This is a genomic window from Clostridium intestinale (assembly GCF_035905475.1).
GTDB classification, from domain to species: Bacteria; Bacillota; Clostridia; order Clostridiales; family Clostridiaceae; genus Clostridium_T; species Clostridium_T intestinale.
The window spans coordinates 2950467-2967679 of sequence record NZ_CP121166.1 but is presented as its reverse complement, the minus strand read 5'-3'; the positions used below and the strand labels follow the sequence as shown (position 1 = coordinate 2967679).

Annotated in this window: 12 protein-coding genes; 10 read left to right on the top strand and 2 right to left on the bottom strand. The window is 29.8% G+C overall.

Going from position 1 to position 17213, the window contains the following annotated elements; all coding sequences use genetic code 11:
* Window positions 1-28 precede the first annotated feature (28 nt).
* The 3 genes from P8F83_RS15230 to P8F83_RS15220 all read left to right on the top strand — a co-directional run bounded on the left by P8F83_RS15230 (window position 29) and on the right by P8F83_RS15220 (window position 8482).
* Complete coding sequence (locus P8F83_RS15230) at window positions 29-7489, top strand: glycoside hydrolase family 3 N-terminal domain-containing protein (protein WP_326511790.1); 7461 nt, start codon at window positions 29-31, stop codon at window positions 7487-7489.
* Window positions 7490-7658: 169 nt separating this feature from the next.
* A complete protein-coding gene (locus P8F83_RS15225; protein WP_326511789.1) occupies window positions 7659-8084 on the top strand; it encodes a MarR family winged helix-turn-helix transcriptional regulator in 426 nt (141 codons plus the stop codon).
* Window positions 8085-8185: 101 nt separating this feature from the next.
* Window positions 8186-8482, top strand: coding sequence for a hypothetical protein (locus P8F83_RS15220; RefSeq protein ID WP_073021549.1), 297 nt, complete (start codon window positions 8186-8188; stop codon window positions 8480-8482).
* Window positions 8483-8514: 32 nt separating this feature from the next.
* Here P8F83_RS15220 and P8F83_RS15215 read toward each other — a convergent pair whose 3' ends face one another.
* The gene (locus P8F83_RS15215) at window positions 8515-9195 is read right to left on the bottom strand and encodes a DUF554 domain-containing protein (RefSeq protein WP_326511788.1); all 681 of its coding nucleotides are present in this window, start codon (window positions 9193-9195) and stop codon (window positions 8515-8517) included.
* 120 nt (window positions 9196-9315) lie between these two features.
* Between P8F83_RS15215 and P8F83_RS15210 the strand changes: the two genes are divergently transcribed.
* From P8F83_RS15210 to P8F83_RS15190, 5 genes are all read left to right on the top strand, one after another.
* On the top strand, window positions 9316-10632 hold the full coding sequence (locus tag P8F83_RS15210; RefSeq protein WP_326511787.1) for a hemolysin family protein: 1317 nt from the start codon (window positions 9316-9318) through the stop codon (window positions 10630-10632).
* Window positions 10625-11128 (top strand): restriction endonuclease, encoded by a 504-nt coding sequence (locus tag P8F83_RS15205; RefSeq protein WP_326511786.1) that lies wholly within the window; start codon window positions 10625-10627, stop codon window positions 11126-11128. Before P8F83_RS15210 ends, P8F83_RS15205 begins: the two co-directional genes overlap by 8 nt.
* A gap of 10 nt (window positions 11129-11138) precedes the next feature.
* Entirely contained in the window at window positions 11139-11681 is a 543-nt protein-coding gene (locus P8F83_RS15200; protein WP_326511785.1) for a restriction endonuclease, read from the top strand.
* Window positions 11682-11762: 81 nt separating this feature from the next.
* Window positions 11763-12314: a DUF3867 domain-containing protein gene (locus tag P8F83_RS15195; protein ID WP_238903331.1), complete on the top strand. Its 552-nt coding sequence runs from the start codon at window positions 11763-11765 to the stop codon at window positions 12312-12314.
* Window positions 12315-12414: 100 nt separating this feature from the next.
* Window positions 12415-14127: an ABC transporter ATP-binding protein gene (locus P8F83_RS15190; protein WP_326511784.1), complete on the top strand. Its 1713-nt coding sequence runs from the start codon at window positions 12415-12417 to the stop codon at window positions 14125-14127.
* Window positions 14128-14572: 445 nt separating this feature from the next.
* Here P8F83_RS15190 and P8F83_RS15185 read toward each other — a convergent pair whose 3' ends face one another.
* A complete protein-coding gene (locus P8F83_RS15185) occupies window positions 14573-15085 on the bottom strand; it encodes a ferritin (RefSeq protein WP_286909712.1) in 513 nt (170 codons plus the stop codon).
* Window positions 15086-15434: 349 nt separating this feature from the next.
* Between P8F83_RS15185 and P8F83_RS15180 the strand changes: the two genes are divergently transcribed.
* Together P8F83_RS15180 and P8F83_RS15175 are read left to right on the top strand one after the other, a co-directional pair.
* Window positions 15435-16067: a redox-sensing transcriptional repressor Rex gene (locus P8F83_RS15180; RefSeq protein WP_021800319.1), complete on the top strand. Its 633-nt coding sequence runs from the start codon at window positions 15435-15437 to the stop codon at window positions 16065-16067.
* Between the two features lie 363 nt (window positions 16068-16430).
* Window positions 16431-17213 carry a short-chain-enoyl-CoA hydratase gene (locus P8F83_RS15175; RefSeq protein ID WP_326511783.1) on the top strand — a complete coding sequence of 261 codons (783 nt, stop codon included), beginning with the start codon at window positions 16431-16433 and terminating at the stop codon, window positions 17211-17213.

The following is a 17213-nucleotide window of genomic DNA, read 5'->3' as shown; positions in this document are numbered from 1 at the left end:
AAATTAATTGAAGGGGGAAATCTATATAATGTTAAAGAAATGGTTATCCAGATTCGTAACCACAACTTTTACAACTACAATGCTTTTAGGAAATGTTTTTCCAGCAGGTGCCGCTGAGGGAAATGTGCCAACTTACCTTAATTCAGGAGCATCAGTAGAAGATAGGGTTAAAGATTTGCTTGGAAGAATGACACTAGAGCAAAAGGTAGCTCAGATGGTGCAATCGGAAAGAAAAACTACTACAGCAGAGGATTTAAAGAAGTATCAATTAGGTTCAGTGTTAAGTGGAGGAGGATCATTACCATCTAATAATACTGCTGAAGGATGGGCTGACATGATTGATGATTATCAAAGGGCAGCAGTATCTACTGAACTAAGAATTCCTATTTTGTATGGAGTAGATGCGGTGCACGGACATAATAATGTTTATGGGGCAACAATATTTCCACATAACATAGGGTTAGGTGCAACAGGAAATGAAAAATTAGTAGAAAAAGTAGGTCAAGCAGTTGCTGAAGAAGTAAGAGCAACTGGAGTAAACTGGACTTTTGCTCCAACTTTAGGTATACCTCATAATGAAAGATGGGGGAGAACCTATGAGGCATTCGGAGAAAATACAGAATTAGTAGCTAAGATGGGTGAAGCTTATATTAAGGGTCTCCAAGGAGAAAATCCTGATAGAACTCTTAAGAGGGATGATAAGGTTATTGCTACTGCTAAACATTACATTGGTGAAGGGATAACAGAAAACGGAACTAATCAAGGTAATGTTGTAATGAGTGAAGAAGAATTCCAAAAAGTATTAAAAGAAGAATTACTTCCTCCATATCAAGCAGCAGTTAATTCAGGAGTAAGATCTGTAATGGTTTCTTACAATAGTGTAAGCGGTGTAAAATGTCATGGAAATGTGGATTTAATCACAAAGGTACTAAAAGGAGACCTTAAGTTTAAAGGGATTGTAGTATCTGACTATGAAGGAATAAAGCAAATTTCAGGAACTGGAATTACTACTCAAAAAGATAAGATAGCTGTAGCTATAAATGCAGGTGTTGATATGGCTATGGAACCTAATGAATGGAAGAACTTTATAACTGATTTAACTGCATTAGTTAAAGAGGGAAAAGTAACTGAAGATAGGATAAATGATGCAGTAACTAGAATCTTAACAGTTAAATTTGAAATGGGACTTTTCGAAGATCCATATGCTCAAAGAAATCTGTTAGATACAGTAGGGTCTGCTGAAAATAGAGAAATAGCTAGACAAGCAGTAAGGGAATCATTAGTATTACTTAAAAATGATAATGATATAGTTGGTCAGTTGAAGAATAAGAAAAATATTCTTGTAGCTGGAAAAAGTGCAGATGATATAGGAATACAAAGTGGTGGATGGACTATAACTTGGCAAGGAAGCACAGGGGACATTACTCCAGGAACAACTATACTTAAAGGAATACAAGAATCTGTAGGCTCAGATGTTAAGGTAAGTTATAACAAACGTGGAAGAGCATCGGCTGAAAATGATGTAGCAATAGTAGTTATAGGAGAAACACCTTATGCAGAAACAGATGGAGATAGAACTTCAGATAAGCTAACATTAGATGCAGATGACTTATTAACACTAAAAAATATAAAAGAAACCAATCCTGATTTACCAGTGGTTGCAGTATTAGTAACAGGGAGACCTATTACTATAGCTGATCAAGTAGAAGATTTTGATGGTTTAGTTGAAGCATGGCTACCAGGGACTGAAGGTCAAGGAGTAGCTGATGTGTTATTTGGTAACTATGATTTTACAGGAAAGCTTACTATGACATGGCCATGGTATGCAGAAGATATAACAACAAAACATGAAGATGGAAAAGCATTATTCAATTATGGTTTTGGACTTAAAAAAGGTGAAAATAAAGAATTACCAGCAAAACCAGAGAAACAAGATAAACCTTCTATTCCGCTACCAGGAAAAGTAGAAACGGAAGCTTATTCAAGCCAAAGTGGTTTCCAGTTTGAAACTACTAGTGATACTGGCGGTGGACAAAATGCAGGTTATACTGATGCTGGAGATTGGTTAGATTATTATGTAAATGTTGCTGAAGATGCTAAATATGAAGTTGAATTTAGAGTTGCAAGTCCTGGTGGATCAACAGGCGGTATTGAATTATTACTAGGATCAACATTATTAACAAAGACTAGCGTGCCTGATACAACGGGATGGCAGAATTGGCAAACTGTAAAAGGCGTAGCTAACCTTAAAGCAGGAAAGCAGACATTAAGATTTAGAGCTGGAAGTGGTAACTTTAATTTCAATTGGATGAGCTTTACTAAAATAGGTGACTATGAGGCGCCAGAAGTTCCAGATGATGACGATGTAATTTATAATCCTCAAGGACAAGTTATTGAAGATGGTGCTGTTGAAGTATATATGAGTTCATCTGAGCAATCAGGTAGTATGAGTTGGTATGATTCTCCAAAGGAAATATCAAATACACTTAGTCAAAAAGATAATTTAGATATTACTTCACCTGATGGTCAAGAAGCTACAACTATAACTGTTGATACTTCAAAAGAATATCAAACATTTGTAGGTATGGGAACATCTATGGAAGAATCTACAGTTAATAACTTAGCTAAAATGTCTAAAGAAAAAAGAACCGAATTCTTAACTAAACTTTTAGATCCAGAAGATGGAGCAGGAATGAGTTTACTAAGAGTTACTATAGGAACAGCTGACTTCACTGGACAAGAATTTTACACTTATTATGACAATATTCAAGATCCAAGTAATCCAGATTGGTATAATACAACTGGTAAAGGATTCTCAATTCAAAAAGATATAGATTATAAGATAGTAGAAACAATAAAAGAAGCTTTAGCTATAAACCCAGATGTTAAAATATTTGCTTCTTCTTGGACACCTCCAGGATGGATGAAGGTTCAAACATCAAGCAGTAAAAGCTATGAAAATAATGCAAAACTTTTAAAAGGTGGTGCATTAAATGATGATTATATAGATGATCTTGCTAAATATTATATAAGATTTATGGAAGAGTATGCGAAGTTAGGAATACCTATGTATGCTATGACTCTTCAAAATGAACCAGAATTAGAAATTAACTATCCAAGCTGCAAAATGACTTCAGAACAAGAAAGAAAGTTAGCTATAGCTATTAAAGCTGAAGTTGCAAAGAGTAGCGTTCTAAAAGCAAAAAATATAGATCCTAAGGTTTGGGCATTTGACCATAACTTTAGTAGTGCAGTAAGTTATGTATCTCCTATATTAAATGATTTACAAGGGTTTGCTGCTGTTGATGGTGTTGCATTCCATGATTATGGTGGAGAGCCAACAGCAATGACTCAAGTTCACAACCTATTCCCAAGTAAATCAATGAATTTAACAGAAAGATCGGTATGGGGAACTAAAGGTGCTGATAGAATAGCTCAATATTTTAGAAACTATGCTGAAACTTATACTTCATGGGTTACCATGTTAGATAGTAATATAGCTCCTGAACAATGGACAGGAACTCCAGATCCAACTATGTGGGTACAAGATGCTAATGATAGAGAAAATTATTGGGCAACTCCAGAATATTATATTTCAGGTCAATTCTCTAAGTTTATAAGACCGGGTGCTGTAAGAATTGATACTAACTATGGATCAGCAGATACTGTTACAAATGTAGCATTTAAGAATCCAGATGGATCAATTGCTATGGTTGTTATTAATCAAACTGATAAAGCTCAAAAGTTTAAAGTGTTAAGTGAAGGAGTTCAAATAGGTGATGTAATACCAGCTAAAAATGTTGCAACCTATATATGGAATCCAGTAGATGTTTCAAAAATTAATTCTGTTTCAGGAAAATTTAGTTCAACAAACTTTATTAAGGCAACTGATAATGTAAAAATAGAAGGAGATCATATTGGGTACCTTAAAGAAAATACTTTTATAGATTATTTACTTGATGTCAAAGAAGCTGGATCGTATAATGTTTCTTTCGAGGTGGCAAATCCATATGGTGGAGATAAGAGTATTGTAGTTTCTTCAGAAGATGGAACAAAAACTTTATCAACTGTAAAGATAGCTCAAACATCATGGAATAATGATTGGAATGTTTATTCTGTAGCTCAAAATTTAATTAAATTTGAGAAAACAGGAATTCAGAAAATAAGACTTAAAATAGATGGAGAATTTAATATTAAAAATATTAAATTTGAAAAAATTAAGGAAGTACAATCTTTACCAGGAAAGATTGAAGCTGAGAATGTTGTAAATTCACAAGGTGTTGTAATAGAAAATGGACATGTAGGATATTTTGATCCTAATGATTTTGTGGAATACAAAGTTAATGTTCAAGAAGCTGGAGAATATAGTTTTAATTTAAATATTACATCAGGTAATGAAAAACCTACATTTGAAGTATATTCAAATGGCAATAAGATTGGTAATGATATTGAATTGAATACTACTGGTGGTTGGAATAACTGGCAAACTCAAACTGTAAATATAAGTCTTACAGAAGGGGAACAGATAATTAAATTAGTAAATAAAGTAGGGTTTGATCTTAATTGGTTTTCGATAGGACCAGTAATTGAATTAGAAGAAAACACAATTACTGAAAATTCTTTAAATGGAAAAGAAATAAAAGTTAATCTTACAGATGCAAGTTTTGTAGCTAGTTTAGATAAGAGCAATTGGAATATATCTAATCTTCCATCAGGAGTAGATTTTGACGTAGAGAGGATAGATGCAACTCATGCAAAAATAACTCTTTTAGGTGAAAGAACTGTTGATTTTGATTTAGATAAAACTGTTACAGTTTCAATGTCAGCTAAAGAATTAGTAGGTGGAGAATCTAAAACTTATAGCGTAACTGATGATTTTGTTATAGTTGCTAATAATGATGGTGAATCTTTATCATCGATTAATAAGATAGAACTTAACGCAAAAGAATTAATGATTACTTTAAGTGGTGGAACTTTTGTACAGGATAAAGTAAATACTATTACTTTATCAGGAGATATAATCTCTAGCGGATATGTTAAATTAGATTCAGTTCAATATGTGGATCCAACTCATGTAAAAGTTATATTAAAAGACTGGAAAACTTATTATGAAGATTTAATTTTAATAGTAAATGTACCAGTTGAGGCTTATACAGATTCTACAGGCAATAATGCATTAACTACAGATATTACATGTGAAAAGGGAACTCAATTACCTACAGCAAATGTAATAGAAAATACTGCAGTGACTTTAACTGAAACTAATGCATATAGGACAAAAGGTTCTTTAGCAGCAAATGTAGTTGCAGGAAATAGAGTAGATTATTATCTAGATGTAAAAGATGCTGGGGCTTATACATTAACTTACACAGCTAATAATAATGGCGGAGTAACTAATGCGATAAAAGTGAGTCAAGGAATGGGAACTAATATTGCAGGTAATCTAGTAACTTATAGCATGGGTAATTTCTGGGGAGGAACAAATGAATTTAAGGATACTATAACTCTAGAGTCTGGACTTCAAACTTTGAGATTTGAAGCTGTAAACCCAGGATTCACATTAAGCTCAATTAAAATTGAGAAAAAAGCACAACCTCAAGTTATTAGTGGAACTCTAGGAGAAAAATCTACTATTTTAGCTGATAGTTTCTATAGTGCATCTAAGGATAAGGGATATGCTATTGAAACTAAGAATAATATAAAGAATATTGGATGTACTGTAGCAGGAACTTATCTTGACTATTCAGTAAATGTAGCTGAAGCAGGAAAGTATAAGGTAAACCTTAATTATGCAACAAACGTTGGTGGAGCAGTAGCTGTTATACAAACTGGCGAAGGTAAAGAATTAGGAAGATTGTCATTAAGCTCAACAGGAGACTGGGGTAAATTTGTTGACACAACAACTTCCATGTATGTATCTCTTGAAAAAGGTGTACAAACTATTAGGGTTTATGTAGATGGTGATGGATATAATTATAGATCAGTTACTTTTGAACCAGTAAAGGACAGTGGAGCGCCAGAATTAACAGGTAAGGATGCAGCTATAGAAAAAGATAAGACTGTAGATTTACTAAAAGTATTATCAATTGTAGCCATTGATGATATGGATGGAAATATAACTTCTAAAGTTATAATAGATGATAGTAAAGTTAAGTATGATACAGTTGGAGAATATGTGGTTACAGCATCAGTTACTGATGAATCTGGTAACAAAACTGAAAAAACATTTAAACTTACAATAAGAGAAGATGGTACAGCACCAGTTATCGAAGGACACAATGCTATAATAGCTTTAGGATCTAAATTTGATCCAATAGCCGATTTAGGATTAAAAGTTACTGATAATAAAGATGGAGATATTACTTCAAAGGGTGTAGTTACTCACGCTGTAGATACGTCAAAAAATGGTGTGTTTAGAGTAAAAGTTGAGACTGTGGATAATGCAGGAAATAAATCAGAAAGAATATTTATAGTTAGAGTTCTTGATAAAGGGTTTATTGAAGCAGGAAACATTACAATAAAGGTTGGAGAAATTTTCGATCCACTTAAAGATGTTAAGGCTTATGATATAGACGGGGAAGATTTAACTTCTACTATAGAAATTTTATCAAATAATGTAGATACATCAAAAGCTGGAGAATATAAAGTAGTATATAAAATAGTAGATAAAGATGGTAATGTAGTAACTCTTGAAAGATCTGTTAAAGTAGAAAAGTTAGCAGAACCAACAGATCCAGAAGAGCCAGGGAATCCAGATCCAGGCAACCCGACAAATCCGGAAAACCCAGTAAAACAACCTGTCACAATCATAATAGATGAAAATGGAAATATGGTTGTTGAAATTTCTAAGATAAGCAACAAAGATGGTAAAAATGTTGTGGAAGTTAAAAATGAAGACAAAGATGTTATAGTAGAAATAACTGATATGGAAGCAATAAGAAATGGTAAAGGAAGTTTGGAAATAAAGAGTGATACGCTAAATATAAGTTTACCATTTGCCTTAATAGATAGAAGCCTTCTTACGGATGGATCAAAAGTTATATTTAAAACTTCTATAGAAGATAGTAATGATCTAACTAAAAACATCAAAGGGCTAAAGAAAGTATTTAACTTCAGCCTATCCATAGTTAATGGAGATAGTATTTTGGAAGTGCATAACTTTAAAGATGGGATTGCAGAGATAACAATAACATTAACAGATGACGAATTAAAGGGATTAGATAAATCGAAGTTAGCTGTATTCTATTATAATGAAGAAACAAACAAGTTTGAAGTTATGGATACTAGGATTGATGGAAATAAAGTTATATTTACAACTTCACACTTCTCAAAATTCATAGTAGCTGAAAAGGCTAGCAATAGTAATAATGGTGAAGTACTTCCTCAAACAGGTGGTATTCTTGATATGAATGGATTATTAGCTTTGGGAATAATGGCAACATTGGCTGGGATATTTGTTATCAAGAGAAAGAGAAAAGAAAATTATTAAAAATAATAAAACTTAAGATATTTAATTAATTGCTGATAAAATAATTTAAGGCTATTGCACCGGCTATATAATGTTGGTGTAATAGCTAATTTTTATGCTAAAGTTTCTACTACATGTACGATAATAGTATTATAGGAAAATAAATACATATAGATATGAGGGTTGCGTAGTGTATAGAGAAATAAGTGTTTTATTTAGTAAATTCTTGGACAAATATAATAATTCTATAGAAAACAAATTAAAACAAGAAAATTTTATTGGATTAGGAGCATCACATTTTGCTATATTAATTGGAATAATATTTTCTAAGGAAAAACGACTTTGTATGAAAGAGATAGCTTCTTTTATAAATAAAGATAAGTCGACAGTAACTCAGTTAGTAAATAAGCTTATAAGATATGATTTAATTGAAAAAAAATATTCGGAATCAGATAAAAGAATGTGCTACATGATGTTAAGTAATAAAGGAAGAGAAAACGAGGCTTTGTTTGTAAAAATATATAATGAAAGTGAAGCTGAAAATAATATTATTACTATAGAAGAAAGACAATCTATTGAGGATATTGTTAAGAAATTAATAATTTCAATAGAATAATAAAAAATATTCAGGAACTCTTTGTAAATGTTATTATAAGTGATAAAATAGTAGTGGGTAAAATATTTTTATAATTTTAGTAGCAAGAAGGGATGATTTAAATGAATAAAGTATTAGTAATGTGCAAAAAAACAGGACAATCTAAGGCCTTTAAAAAGGATGCAGAAGCTTATAGAGAAAATAATAATCTGCCATTTGAATGGGTATTCGCTGATGAAAATGAATATGTTGACGTGCTAGACGGTGTAGATGTGGTTTTGATGTCACCAGAAATGATATTAGTACAAGCTAAGGTAAAAGAGGATTTAAGCAAAAGAGGCGTAAAATATTTAGACATAAAACCAGTAGATTTTGGATTAAGAAGAATAGATAATATACTTAAACTTTTAGGATTATAATAAAAGCGGGCTAATATAGCTCGCTTTTAACTTTAAAAGAATAACCCATAGATGATAGGTATAAATATAGCAGGCAACATATTAGCTACCTTAATTTTTGTAATTCCTAACATGTTTAGCCCTATCCCAATGATTAAAAGACTACCTACAGCGCTCATTTCATTTACAATAGGGGTAGTTAAAATATTTTGAAGTAATGATGCTGCTAGAGTGATAAGACCTTGATAAACTAATACACTAAAAGCAGATAATATAACACCTATACCTAAGGTAGAAGAAAGAATTAGTGCTGTAACCCCATCTAAAATTGATTTTGTAAACAAAATATCATATTTGCCTAAAATTCCGCTTTCAAGCGAACCCACAACTGCCATAGCTCCAACGCAAAATAATAAACTAGCAGTGACAAAACCTAATGATATAGACGTATCTTTAGAAAAACTCTTAGCTTTATTTTCTATGAAGTTACCTAAAAGAATTAATTTCTCATCAATATTTATTAATTCACCAAGTAATGAACCAATAGCTATAGAAATTACAATTAGTAACATATTCTCACCTTTTAAAGTGCCTGAAATACCTATGTATATTACACATAAAGCTACACCGCTCATAATAGTATCGGTAAATCTCTTAGGTAGTCCACCTTTTAATAACACCCCAATTATTCCACCAACAAAAATAGTAAAAAAATTAACTATAGTTCCTAACATTTTTAAAGCCCCTTTCTTATTAACATAAATATTATAACATTAATCGATAATATTGAATAACAAAGCCTAAATAGTTCAATACTTAAAATAGTAAAATGCAATTATGAGGGAGTGTTTTTAATGGAAGAAAATTCGTTAAGCAGTATTATTATAATTTTGATATTAGTGTGTATAAATGCCTTTTTTGCTGCCTCAGAAATGGCAATAGTTTCTTTAAATAAAAATAAAATAAACATGTTAGCAGCTGAAGGAAATAAAAAAGCAGAAGCATTAATAAAACTACTAGATGAACCAAGTAATTTTTTAGCTACTATACAAGTTGGAATTACATTAGCTGGATTTTTTGCTAGTGCTTCAGCAGCTACTGGTATTTCCAATAATTTTGCTACCAAACTAAGTTATTATAATATTCCCTATAGTCAGCAAATAGCACTAATACTAACAACCATAGTAATATCATATTTGACTTTGGTTTTAGGTGAACTGTTACCTAAGAGAATAGCTTTGCAAAAGGCTGAAGTTGTTGCTATGTTTTCAATTAAGATAATTGTATTTTTATCTAAAATAGCTAAGCCATTTGTTAAGTTTCTTTCAGCATCTACAAATCTCTTGATAAGAATATTAGGTATAAGCACAGAAGGCTTGGAGGAAAAAGTAACAGAAGAGGAGATAAAGTCTCTTATTAATATAGGGGAAGAGCATGGAGTCATAAATAAAACTGAAAGAGATATGTTAGATGGAATATTTGAATTTGATGATAAAGTTGCACGAGAAATAATGACACCTAGAACAGAAGTGTATATGATTAATGCAGAAGAAAATTTTAGAGAAATTATTGATGAATTAATAAGTGAAAAATTCTCAAGAATTCCTATATATGAAGAGGATATAGATAATATAATAGGTGTCCTTAATATAAAAGATATACTAACTAATTTGTTAAAAGGGGACATAGAAAGTACAGATATTAGAAAAGTTATAAAACCAGCCTATTTTGTACCAGAGAATAAAAACATAGACGAATTGTTTAAAGAATTGAAAACAAGTAAAAATCATATGGCTATTTTAATAGATGAGTATGGAGGGTTTTCGGGAATAGTAACTATAGAAGATATAATAGAAGAGGTTATGGGAGATATATCTGATGAATATGATGATGAGGAAAATTCTATTATTAAACTTGATGCCAATACCTATAGCATAGATGGCAAGTGTTCACTAGAAGATATTAATGAAGAACTACATACAGAGATAATTTCTCAATATGCAGAAACTATTGGTGGATTTATGTTGGAGAAGTTAGGAAACATACCTAAAGAAGCAGATAATACTTTAATAGAATATGATAATCTACTAATAAACGTAGATACTTTAGGTGATAAGAGGATAGAGAGAGTAAAATTAGCTATTCAGAAAAAGGAGAAAATAAATGACTAAAATAATTATTTTATTAATTGCTATATTTATAATTAATTTGTTAGAGAAAAGTCTTAATAATTTTAACATATACAAAGAAAAGCAGTTTAATAGAGATTTTTTAGAATATGGATTCATATCTGCAGAGGATTTAAAAGAATTAGATGAGTATGAATTCTATGATTGGATTAAAGAGCTTGTAAATAAAATGGGATACAAGTTCATACGTGAATATGCAAATAAAAATAAAAGTGAAACTAAGTTTATTTATGAAAAAAACTCTTCTTTGGGATTGATGAAAATGATATATAGTTCTTCTGGTAAGATAGGGGTAGAATCATTACAACAAGAGGTTGGGTTTATGGCATCGAAGAATCTGATTCAAGGAGTATTTATAACATCGAGTGCCTTTGATGAAGAATCTAAAGCGTATATTAAATCAATATCAGATAAATTTAATATAAGTTTAATTGATGGAGATTCTATATGTAATAAAAAAAGACAATTGTGGTATTAAGGAGGGCGTTATGAGTATTTTAGATAGTTTTTATGGAGTTATATATGGAACGCTATTAGTTATAGTATCTTTAAAGTCAATAATTTTGCTACAAAACTTTATTAACATTGTAAAAGTCATTAGGGGAAAAGAAGAGAGATTAGAAGCGCTTAAGAATAAACTACTAAATATCAAGGAAATAAATAGATTAACTGATTACGAGTATATATTATTTTGCGAAGGTTATTTTAAGGAACTAGGATATGAGAACTTTGGAATACTTAATAATAAAAATACAATAAAAGAGATTATATGTAGAAAAGAAGATAAGAAAGTATTATTAAGATGCAGTAAGGAATCTGTTGATAGTGAAGTTGTATTGGATTTTATAGGAGCTATGATAAAAAATAATATATTCGAGGGTGTAATAGTATATTGCGGGAAAGTTGAAGCAAAGGCAATTAAGATAAGTGAAGGCAATAAAAATAAGTTTTCTATCGTTTTTGTAGATATTGAAGAAATTTTAAAAACAGAAGCAAATAAGGAGTATAATATAATAGAGGGCTTAAATTAAATGTTATTAAATTTCAATTAGTTCCATTATACATAAAAATCTATTATAATAGTTAGTATACAGAGTATTGGAGGAATGGCTATGGATGATAGAATTATAGACTTTAATGACCTCAAGAACAAAGCTAGAGATAAAGATATAGATAAATTTGAAACATATATTTATTCCTTATATTATGACTTAACGCAAGGGAAAATAACTATGGCAGATATGATGAAGGAAATTAATAAATATACTGCTGAAAATAACATATCTCAGGAAAAGTTAGTAAATATTCAAAAAGAAATTATGAAAAGATATGGTTTTGATGCTGAAAACCTAGAAGCGCAGATGAAGACTATGGGAGTAGATTTAAATGGAGCAAATTATGAAGAAGCTAGGAAAGTAATAGGTTTTCAGGAAAAGTATAAAAATAGACTTACTACTAAAAGTATACAGAACTATTCTATAAAAAATAGTAAAAATGATATCACAATATATTTAGATAATAATGAAGTTATGATTAATAGCTCAGGAAAAATAGATTTAACAGATAATGAATTAAACGAATTTTTATGCTCATATAAAAAGATATTAAAAGATGATAAGCTCAATATATCATTATGTGAAAATGTGAATAATTACATTTATTAAAATAGCTTTTATAGCTATTTTTTTATTTTGTTGAAATTTGCAATAAATTTTCAAAATGCTATAATAGAATGATGAAATTATCTAACTAAGGAGGGATATTTTGATTAAAGAATTTGTAAAATATTATAAGCCACATAAAAAATTATTTGCTATTGATATGTTCTGTGCATTTTTAGTATCAATATGTGATTTATTTTATCCTATGATTACCAGAAATATAATAAATGATTATGTACCAAATCAAAATTTAAGGTTACTTGTTGTTTGGAGTATAACCTTAATATTTATATATGCATTAAAATTAGTCTTAAACTATTTCATTCAATATTGGGGACATGTAGTTGGTGTAAGAATGCAAGCTGACATGAGAAAAAAGATTTTTAAACATCTACAAAAGCTTCCATTCAATTATTTTGATAATAATAAAACTGGTGTTATAATGTCTAGAATAATGAATGATTTAATGGAGATATCAGAATTAGCACACCATGGTCCAGAGGATTTATTTATATCATTAATAATGCTTATAGGATCATTTATAGTTTTATGTACTATAAATATACCACTGACACTTATAACTTTTGCATTTATACCTGTTTTAATATGGTATGCAATAAAGAAAAGAATTAAAATGAATGATGCTTTTAAGAAAACTAGAATAGAAATAGGGGATGTAAATGCGTCATTAGAAAACTCTATTGCAGGAATAAGAGTATCAAGGGCTTTTACTAATACTAAATACGAAATAGATAAATTTCAAGTAGGTAATAATAAATTTAGAAAAGCAAGAGAATATGCATATAAAGCTATGGCAGAATTTTATTCTGGAATGTTCTTTATTGTTGATATACTTAGTCTAATAGTATTAAGTATAGGCGGGTTCTTTACATTCAAAGGATATATAACCATTGGTGATTATGTTGCATATTTATTATATATAAAACTTTTTATGGATCCGATAAAGAGATTGATAAATTTTGTTGAGCAGTTACAATCAGGAATGACTGGATTTGAAAGATTCCAAGAACTTATGGCTGAACAAGAAGAGGAAGATTCTGAAAAAGCTACTGAGATGGGAACTGTAGACGGAAATATAGAATTTGAAGGTGTTAGTTTTAAATATGATGACGAAGAAACACATGTATTACAAGATTTGAATCTAAATATAAAATCTGGACAAACAGTTGCATTAGTTGGTCCATCTGGTGGAGGAAAAACTACTCTCTGTCACTTAGTTCCTAGGTTCTATGAACTTGATGGAGGTATAATAAAGATTGATGGAGTAGATATAACTGCTGTTAATAGAGAATCTTTAAGAAAAAATATAGGAATAGTTCAGCAAGATGTATTCTTATTTACTGGAACTATATTAGAAAATATTCTTTATGGAAATCCAGAAGCTTCAGAAGAAGAAGTAGTTGAGGCTGCTAGAAGAGCTAATATACATGAGTTTATTATAAATTTACCTGATGGATATAATACTTATATTGGAGAAAAAGGATTAAAGCTCTCAGGTGGACAAAAACAAAGATTATCAATAGCTAGAGTGTTTTTAAAGAACCCTAAGATACTTATTTTAGATGAAGCTACATCTGCACTTGATAACACAACTGAGATGATAATACAAAAATCATTAGAAGAACTAACAATAGGTAGAACAACATTAATAGTAGCTCACAGACTATCAACGATAAAGAATGCAGACGAGATTGTTGTATTAACACCAGAGGGAATAGCTGAAAAAGGAACTCATAAAGAGTTAATAAAAAATGATGGGATATATGCTTCTTTATATAGTCTTTCAGAAAGATAGAAAAATACTGCTATATTGAGAAAAACGAAGATATTTGATTTAATAGCTAGTTATAGTAAGATTTAAAGTTTAATAGTTAAATATATAGTTATTGAAGAAAATAAGTGTAAGTAATATACTTTAGATGAATTAAATATAGAGGTGTTTTTATGTTATTTAATATGAGCATTATAATTATAATGTTAGGAATTATTTTTACTATTATGGGTTTAAGAAGAGCTGATAAATATTAAAAGTCATAATTCGATTTATATTGACAAACTATGATATTTTAAATATAATCTATTTGGTTGAGAATACTTTCAGGCATAAGGGAGTAGCTACAGGAATTTCCTGTTTTAGATTATCAACAATTAGGTTTGAATCTTAATTAAAATTGTGAGACTTATATATAGCAAGGGTTGAGCTATATATAAGTCTCATTTTTTAATATAATAATTAGATTTTATACAGTAGTAGTTGGGGGAGTGTATACTCTTTGAGCAAGCTCATCATCCAGCATATAAAGTGCAGCAGGATTTTCTATTGATCTTTTTAACTTCTTTATAAGCTTGTTAAAAGTATCTTCCTCTTCAACTTGTTCATCTATAAACCATTTTAATAAACTTATAGTTGCATGTTCTTTTTCTTCTGTAGCTAAATCTGTTAGATTGTAAATTCTTTTTGTAACACCTTGTTCGTGTTCATAGGCAGTTTCAAAAGCATGGATTACACTATCAAAACCTAAAAGTGGTTGTTCAATAGTTTTAAGTTTAACTTCTCCATTTTTTTGAAATATGTAATCATAGAACTTCATAGCATGAGAAAGTTCTTCTTGGGCCTGAACTCTGAAAAAATTAGCGAAACCAGGTAAATCTAAAGTTTCACAATAAGCAGACATAGCTAAATAGCTATAAGAAGAATAAAGTTCATAGTTTACTTGTTCATTTAAAGCGGCTTGTAATTTATCACTTAACATTAAAACACCTCCAAAATATTCTTTAGTTAAATTATACTATTTGAAGAATTATTATTCAATAATTATGAGAAAAGTAGTATTACTATAAGTTTAAAACAAAAGTTTTGTTATTAAATGGATATTGATATATAATAATTAGTATAGTAATAATTATATTAAACATTTACAATACTAGATAATATGCAGTATTTGTGATAAAATAGTATAGTTAAGAATTAATATAGGGTATTTATGATAAATATACTGATAATTCTATTTAAGAATATAAATATGAGTAAAAATATATAATAATTTCACAATTTAGAATTTGACATTTGGTGTATAGAGAAATATTGAAAGAGGTGCGAATATGGAAAAGAAAAAAAATATATCAATGGCAGTTATAAAAAGATTGCCTAAATACCATAGATACTTAGGAGAGCTTCTAAGAAATGACGTGGATAGAATAAGCTCAAAAGAATTAAGTGAAAAGATAGGTTTTACAGCATCACAAATACGTCAAGATTTGAATTGTTTTGGAGACTTTGGACAGCAAGGTTACGGATACAATGTTAGAGAACTTCATGCTCAAATCAGTTCTATCTTAGGATTAAATAAAGATTATAATACAATAATAATAGGTGCTGGTAATATAGGTCAGGCAATTGCTAACTATAGATTTGATAGATTTGGGTTTAATATAATTGGTATTTTTGACGCAAATCCTAAACTTGTAGGAATAAAAATAAGAGACATAGAGATACAAGACATAGATAGAGTACCTGAATATTTGAAAAATAATATAGTTGATATAGGGGTAATATGCGTACCTAAAAATAATGCTCAAAAGGTATGTGATAAATTAGTTCAAGGAGGAGTTAAAGGTATATGGAATTTTGCTCCTATTGATTTAGATGCCCCAGAGGATATAACAATAGAAAATGTTCACTTAAGTGAAAGTGTGCTTACATTAATATATTTATTGAATGAAAAAGATCAATAGAGAGGGAAACCTCTCTTTTTTTTATTAAAAAAACTGTGAATTTATTTGACACAGTATTATCAATATGGATAGGATGAATTTTATATTAAATACAATTTTATCCTGGTAAGAGATAAAACAGCTTTGATATTAATTTATTTAATAGAGAAAAATGCCATAAAAGCCTTGCAAATAACTTTTATACATATTATAATCATATTGAAGTCAAAGAGTTGGTCATTTTTTTTGAAATTAATTGTTATAATATTAACAAAGAGTTAATAAAACGGTTATATAATTTAACAAAAAACCAATAATTTGTCTGAAATTGTATAATGAAACCTACTAAAAATTTAGCTTTACATTTTAAGGAGGATTACCACCATGGAATTAAAAAATGTTACTCTTGAAAAGAAAGAAAGAGTTGCGGTAGTGACTATCAATAGACCAAAGGCTTTAAATGCTTTAAACTCAGAAACATTAAAGGATTTAGACGTAGTTATTAACGAATTAGAAAATGATAAAGACTGCTATGTAGTTATTTTAACAGGTGCTGGTGAAAAGTCATTTGTTGCAGGCGCAGATATTTCAGAAATGAAAGATTTAAACGAAGCACAAGGTGAAGAATTCGGTGTTTTAGGCAATAAAGTTTTTAGAAGATTAGAGAATTTAGACAAGCCAGTAATAGCTGCTATATCAGGTTTTGCTCTAGGTGGAGGTTGTGAACTTGCTATGTCATGTGATATAAGAATAGCATCTGAAAAAGCAAAATTCGCACAACCAGAAGTTGGTCTAGGAATAACTCCAGGTTTTGGTGGAACTCAAAGATTACCAAGATTAGTTGGATTAGGAAAAGCTAAAGAATTAATTTATACATGTGACATTATTAAAGCTGACGAAGCATTAAGAATTGGATTAGTTAATAAAGTTGTTCCTCTAGAAAATCTTATGGAAGAAGCTTTTGCTATGGCTAATAAAATAGCAGAAAATGCACCTATAGCAGTTAAGCTATGCAAAGATGCAATAAACAGAGGAATGCAAGTTAATATAGATGAAGCAATAGCAATAGAAGCACAAGATTTCGGAAAATGTTTCTCAACAGAAGATCAAAAAGAAGGAATGAATGCTTTTATCGAAAGAAGAGCTAAAAGCTTCCAAAACAAATAA

Excerpts from the sequence above, each read along its gene's own strand:
- P8F83_RS15220 (WP_073021549.1), top strand. The coding sequence starts at position 8,186 with ATGAATAAAGTATTAGTAATGTGCAAAAAAACAGGACAATCTAAGGCC.
- P8F83_RS15210 (WP_326511787.1), top strand. The coding sequence starts at position 9,316 with ATGGAAGAAAATTCGTTAAGCAGTATTATTATAATTTTGATATTAGTG.
- P8F83_RS15185 (WP_286909712.1), bottom strand. The coding sequence starts at position 15,085 with ATGTTAAGTGATAAATTACAAGCCGCTTTAAATGAACAAGTAAACTAT.
- P8F83_RS15205 (WP_326511786.1), top strand. The coding sequence starts at position 10,625 with ATGACTAAAATAATTATTTTATTAATTGCTATATTTATAATTAATTTG.
- P8F83_RS15215 (WP_326511788.1), bottom strand. The coding sequence starts at position 9,195 with ATGTTAGGAACTATAGTTAATTTTTTTACTATTTTTGTTGGTGGAATA.
- P8F83_RS15230 (WP_326511790.1), top strand. The coding sequence starts at position 29 with ATGTTAAAGAAATGGTTATCCAGATTCGTAACCACAACTTTTACAACT.
- P8F83_RS15175 (WP_326511783.1), top strand. The coding sequence starts at position 16,431 with ATGGAATTAAAAAATGTTACTCTTGAAAAGAAAGAAAGAGTTGCGGTA.
- P8F83_RS15195 (WP_238903331.1), top strand. The coding sequence starts at position 11,763 with ATGGATGATAGAATTATAGACTTTAATGACCTCAAGAACAAAGCTAGA.
- P8F83_RS15180 (WP_021800319.1), top strand. The coding sequence starts at position 15,435 with ATGGAAAAGAAAAAAAATATATCAATGGCAGTTATAAAAAGATTGCCT.
- P8F83_RS15200 (WP_326511785.1), top strand. The coding sequence starts at position 11,139 with ATGAGTATTTTAGATAGTTTTTATGGAGTTATATATGGAACGCTATTA.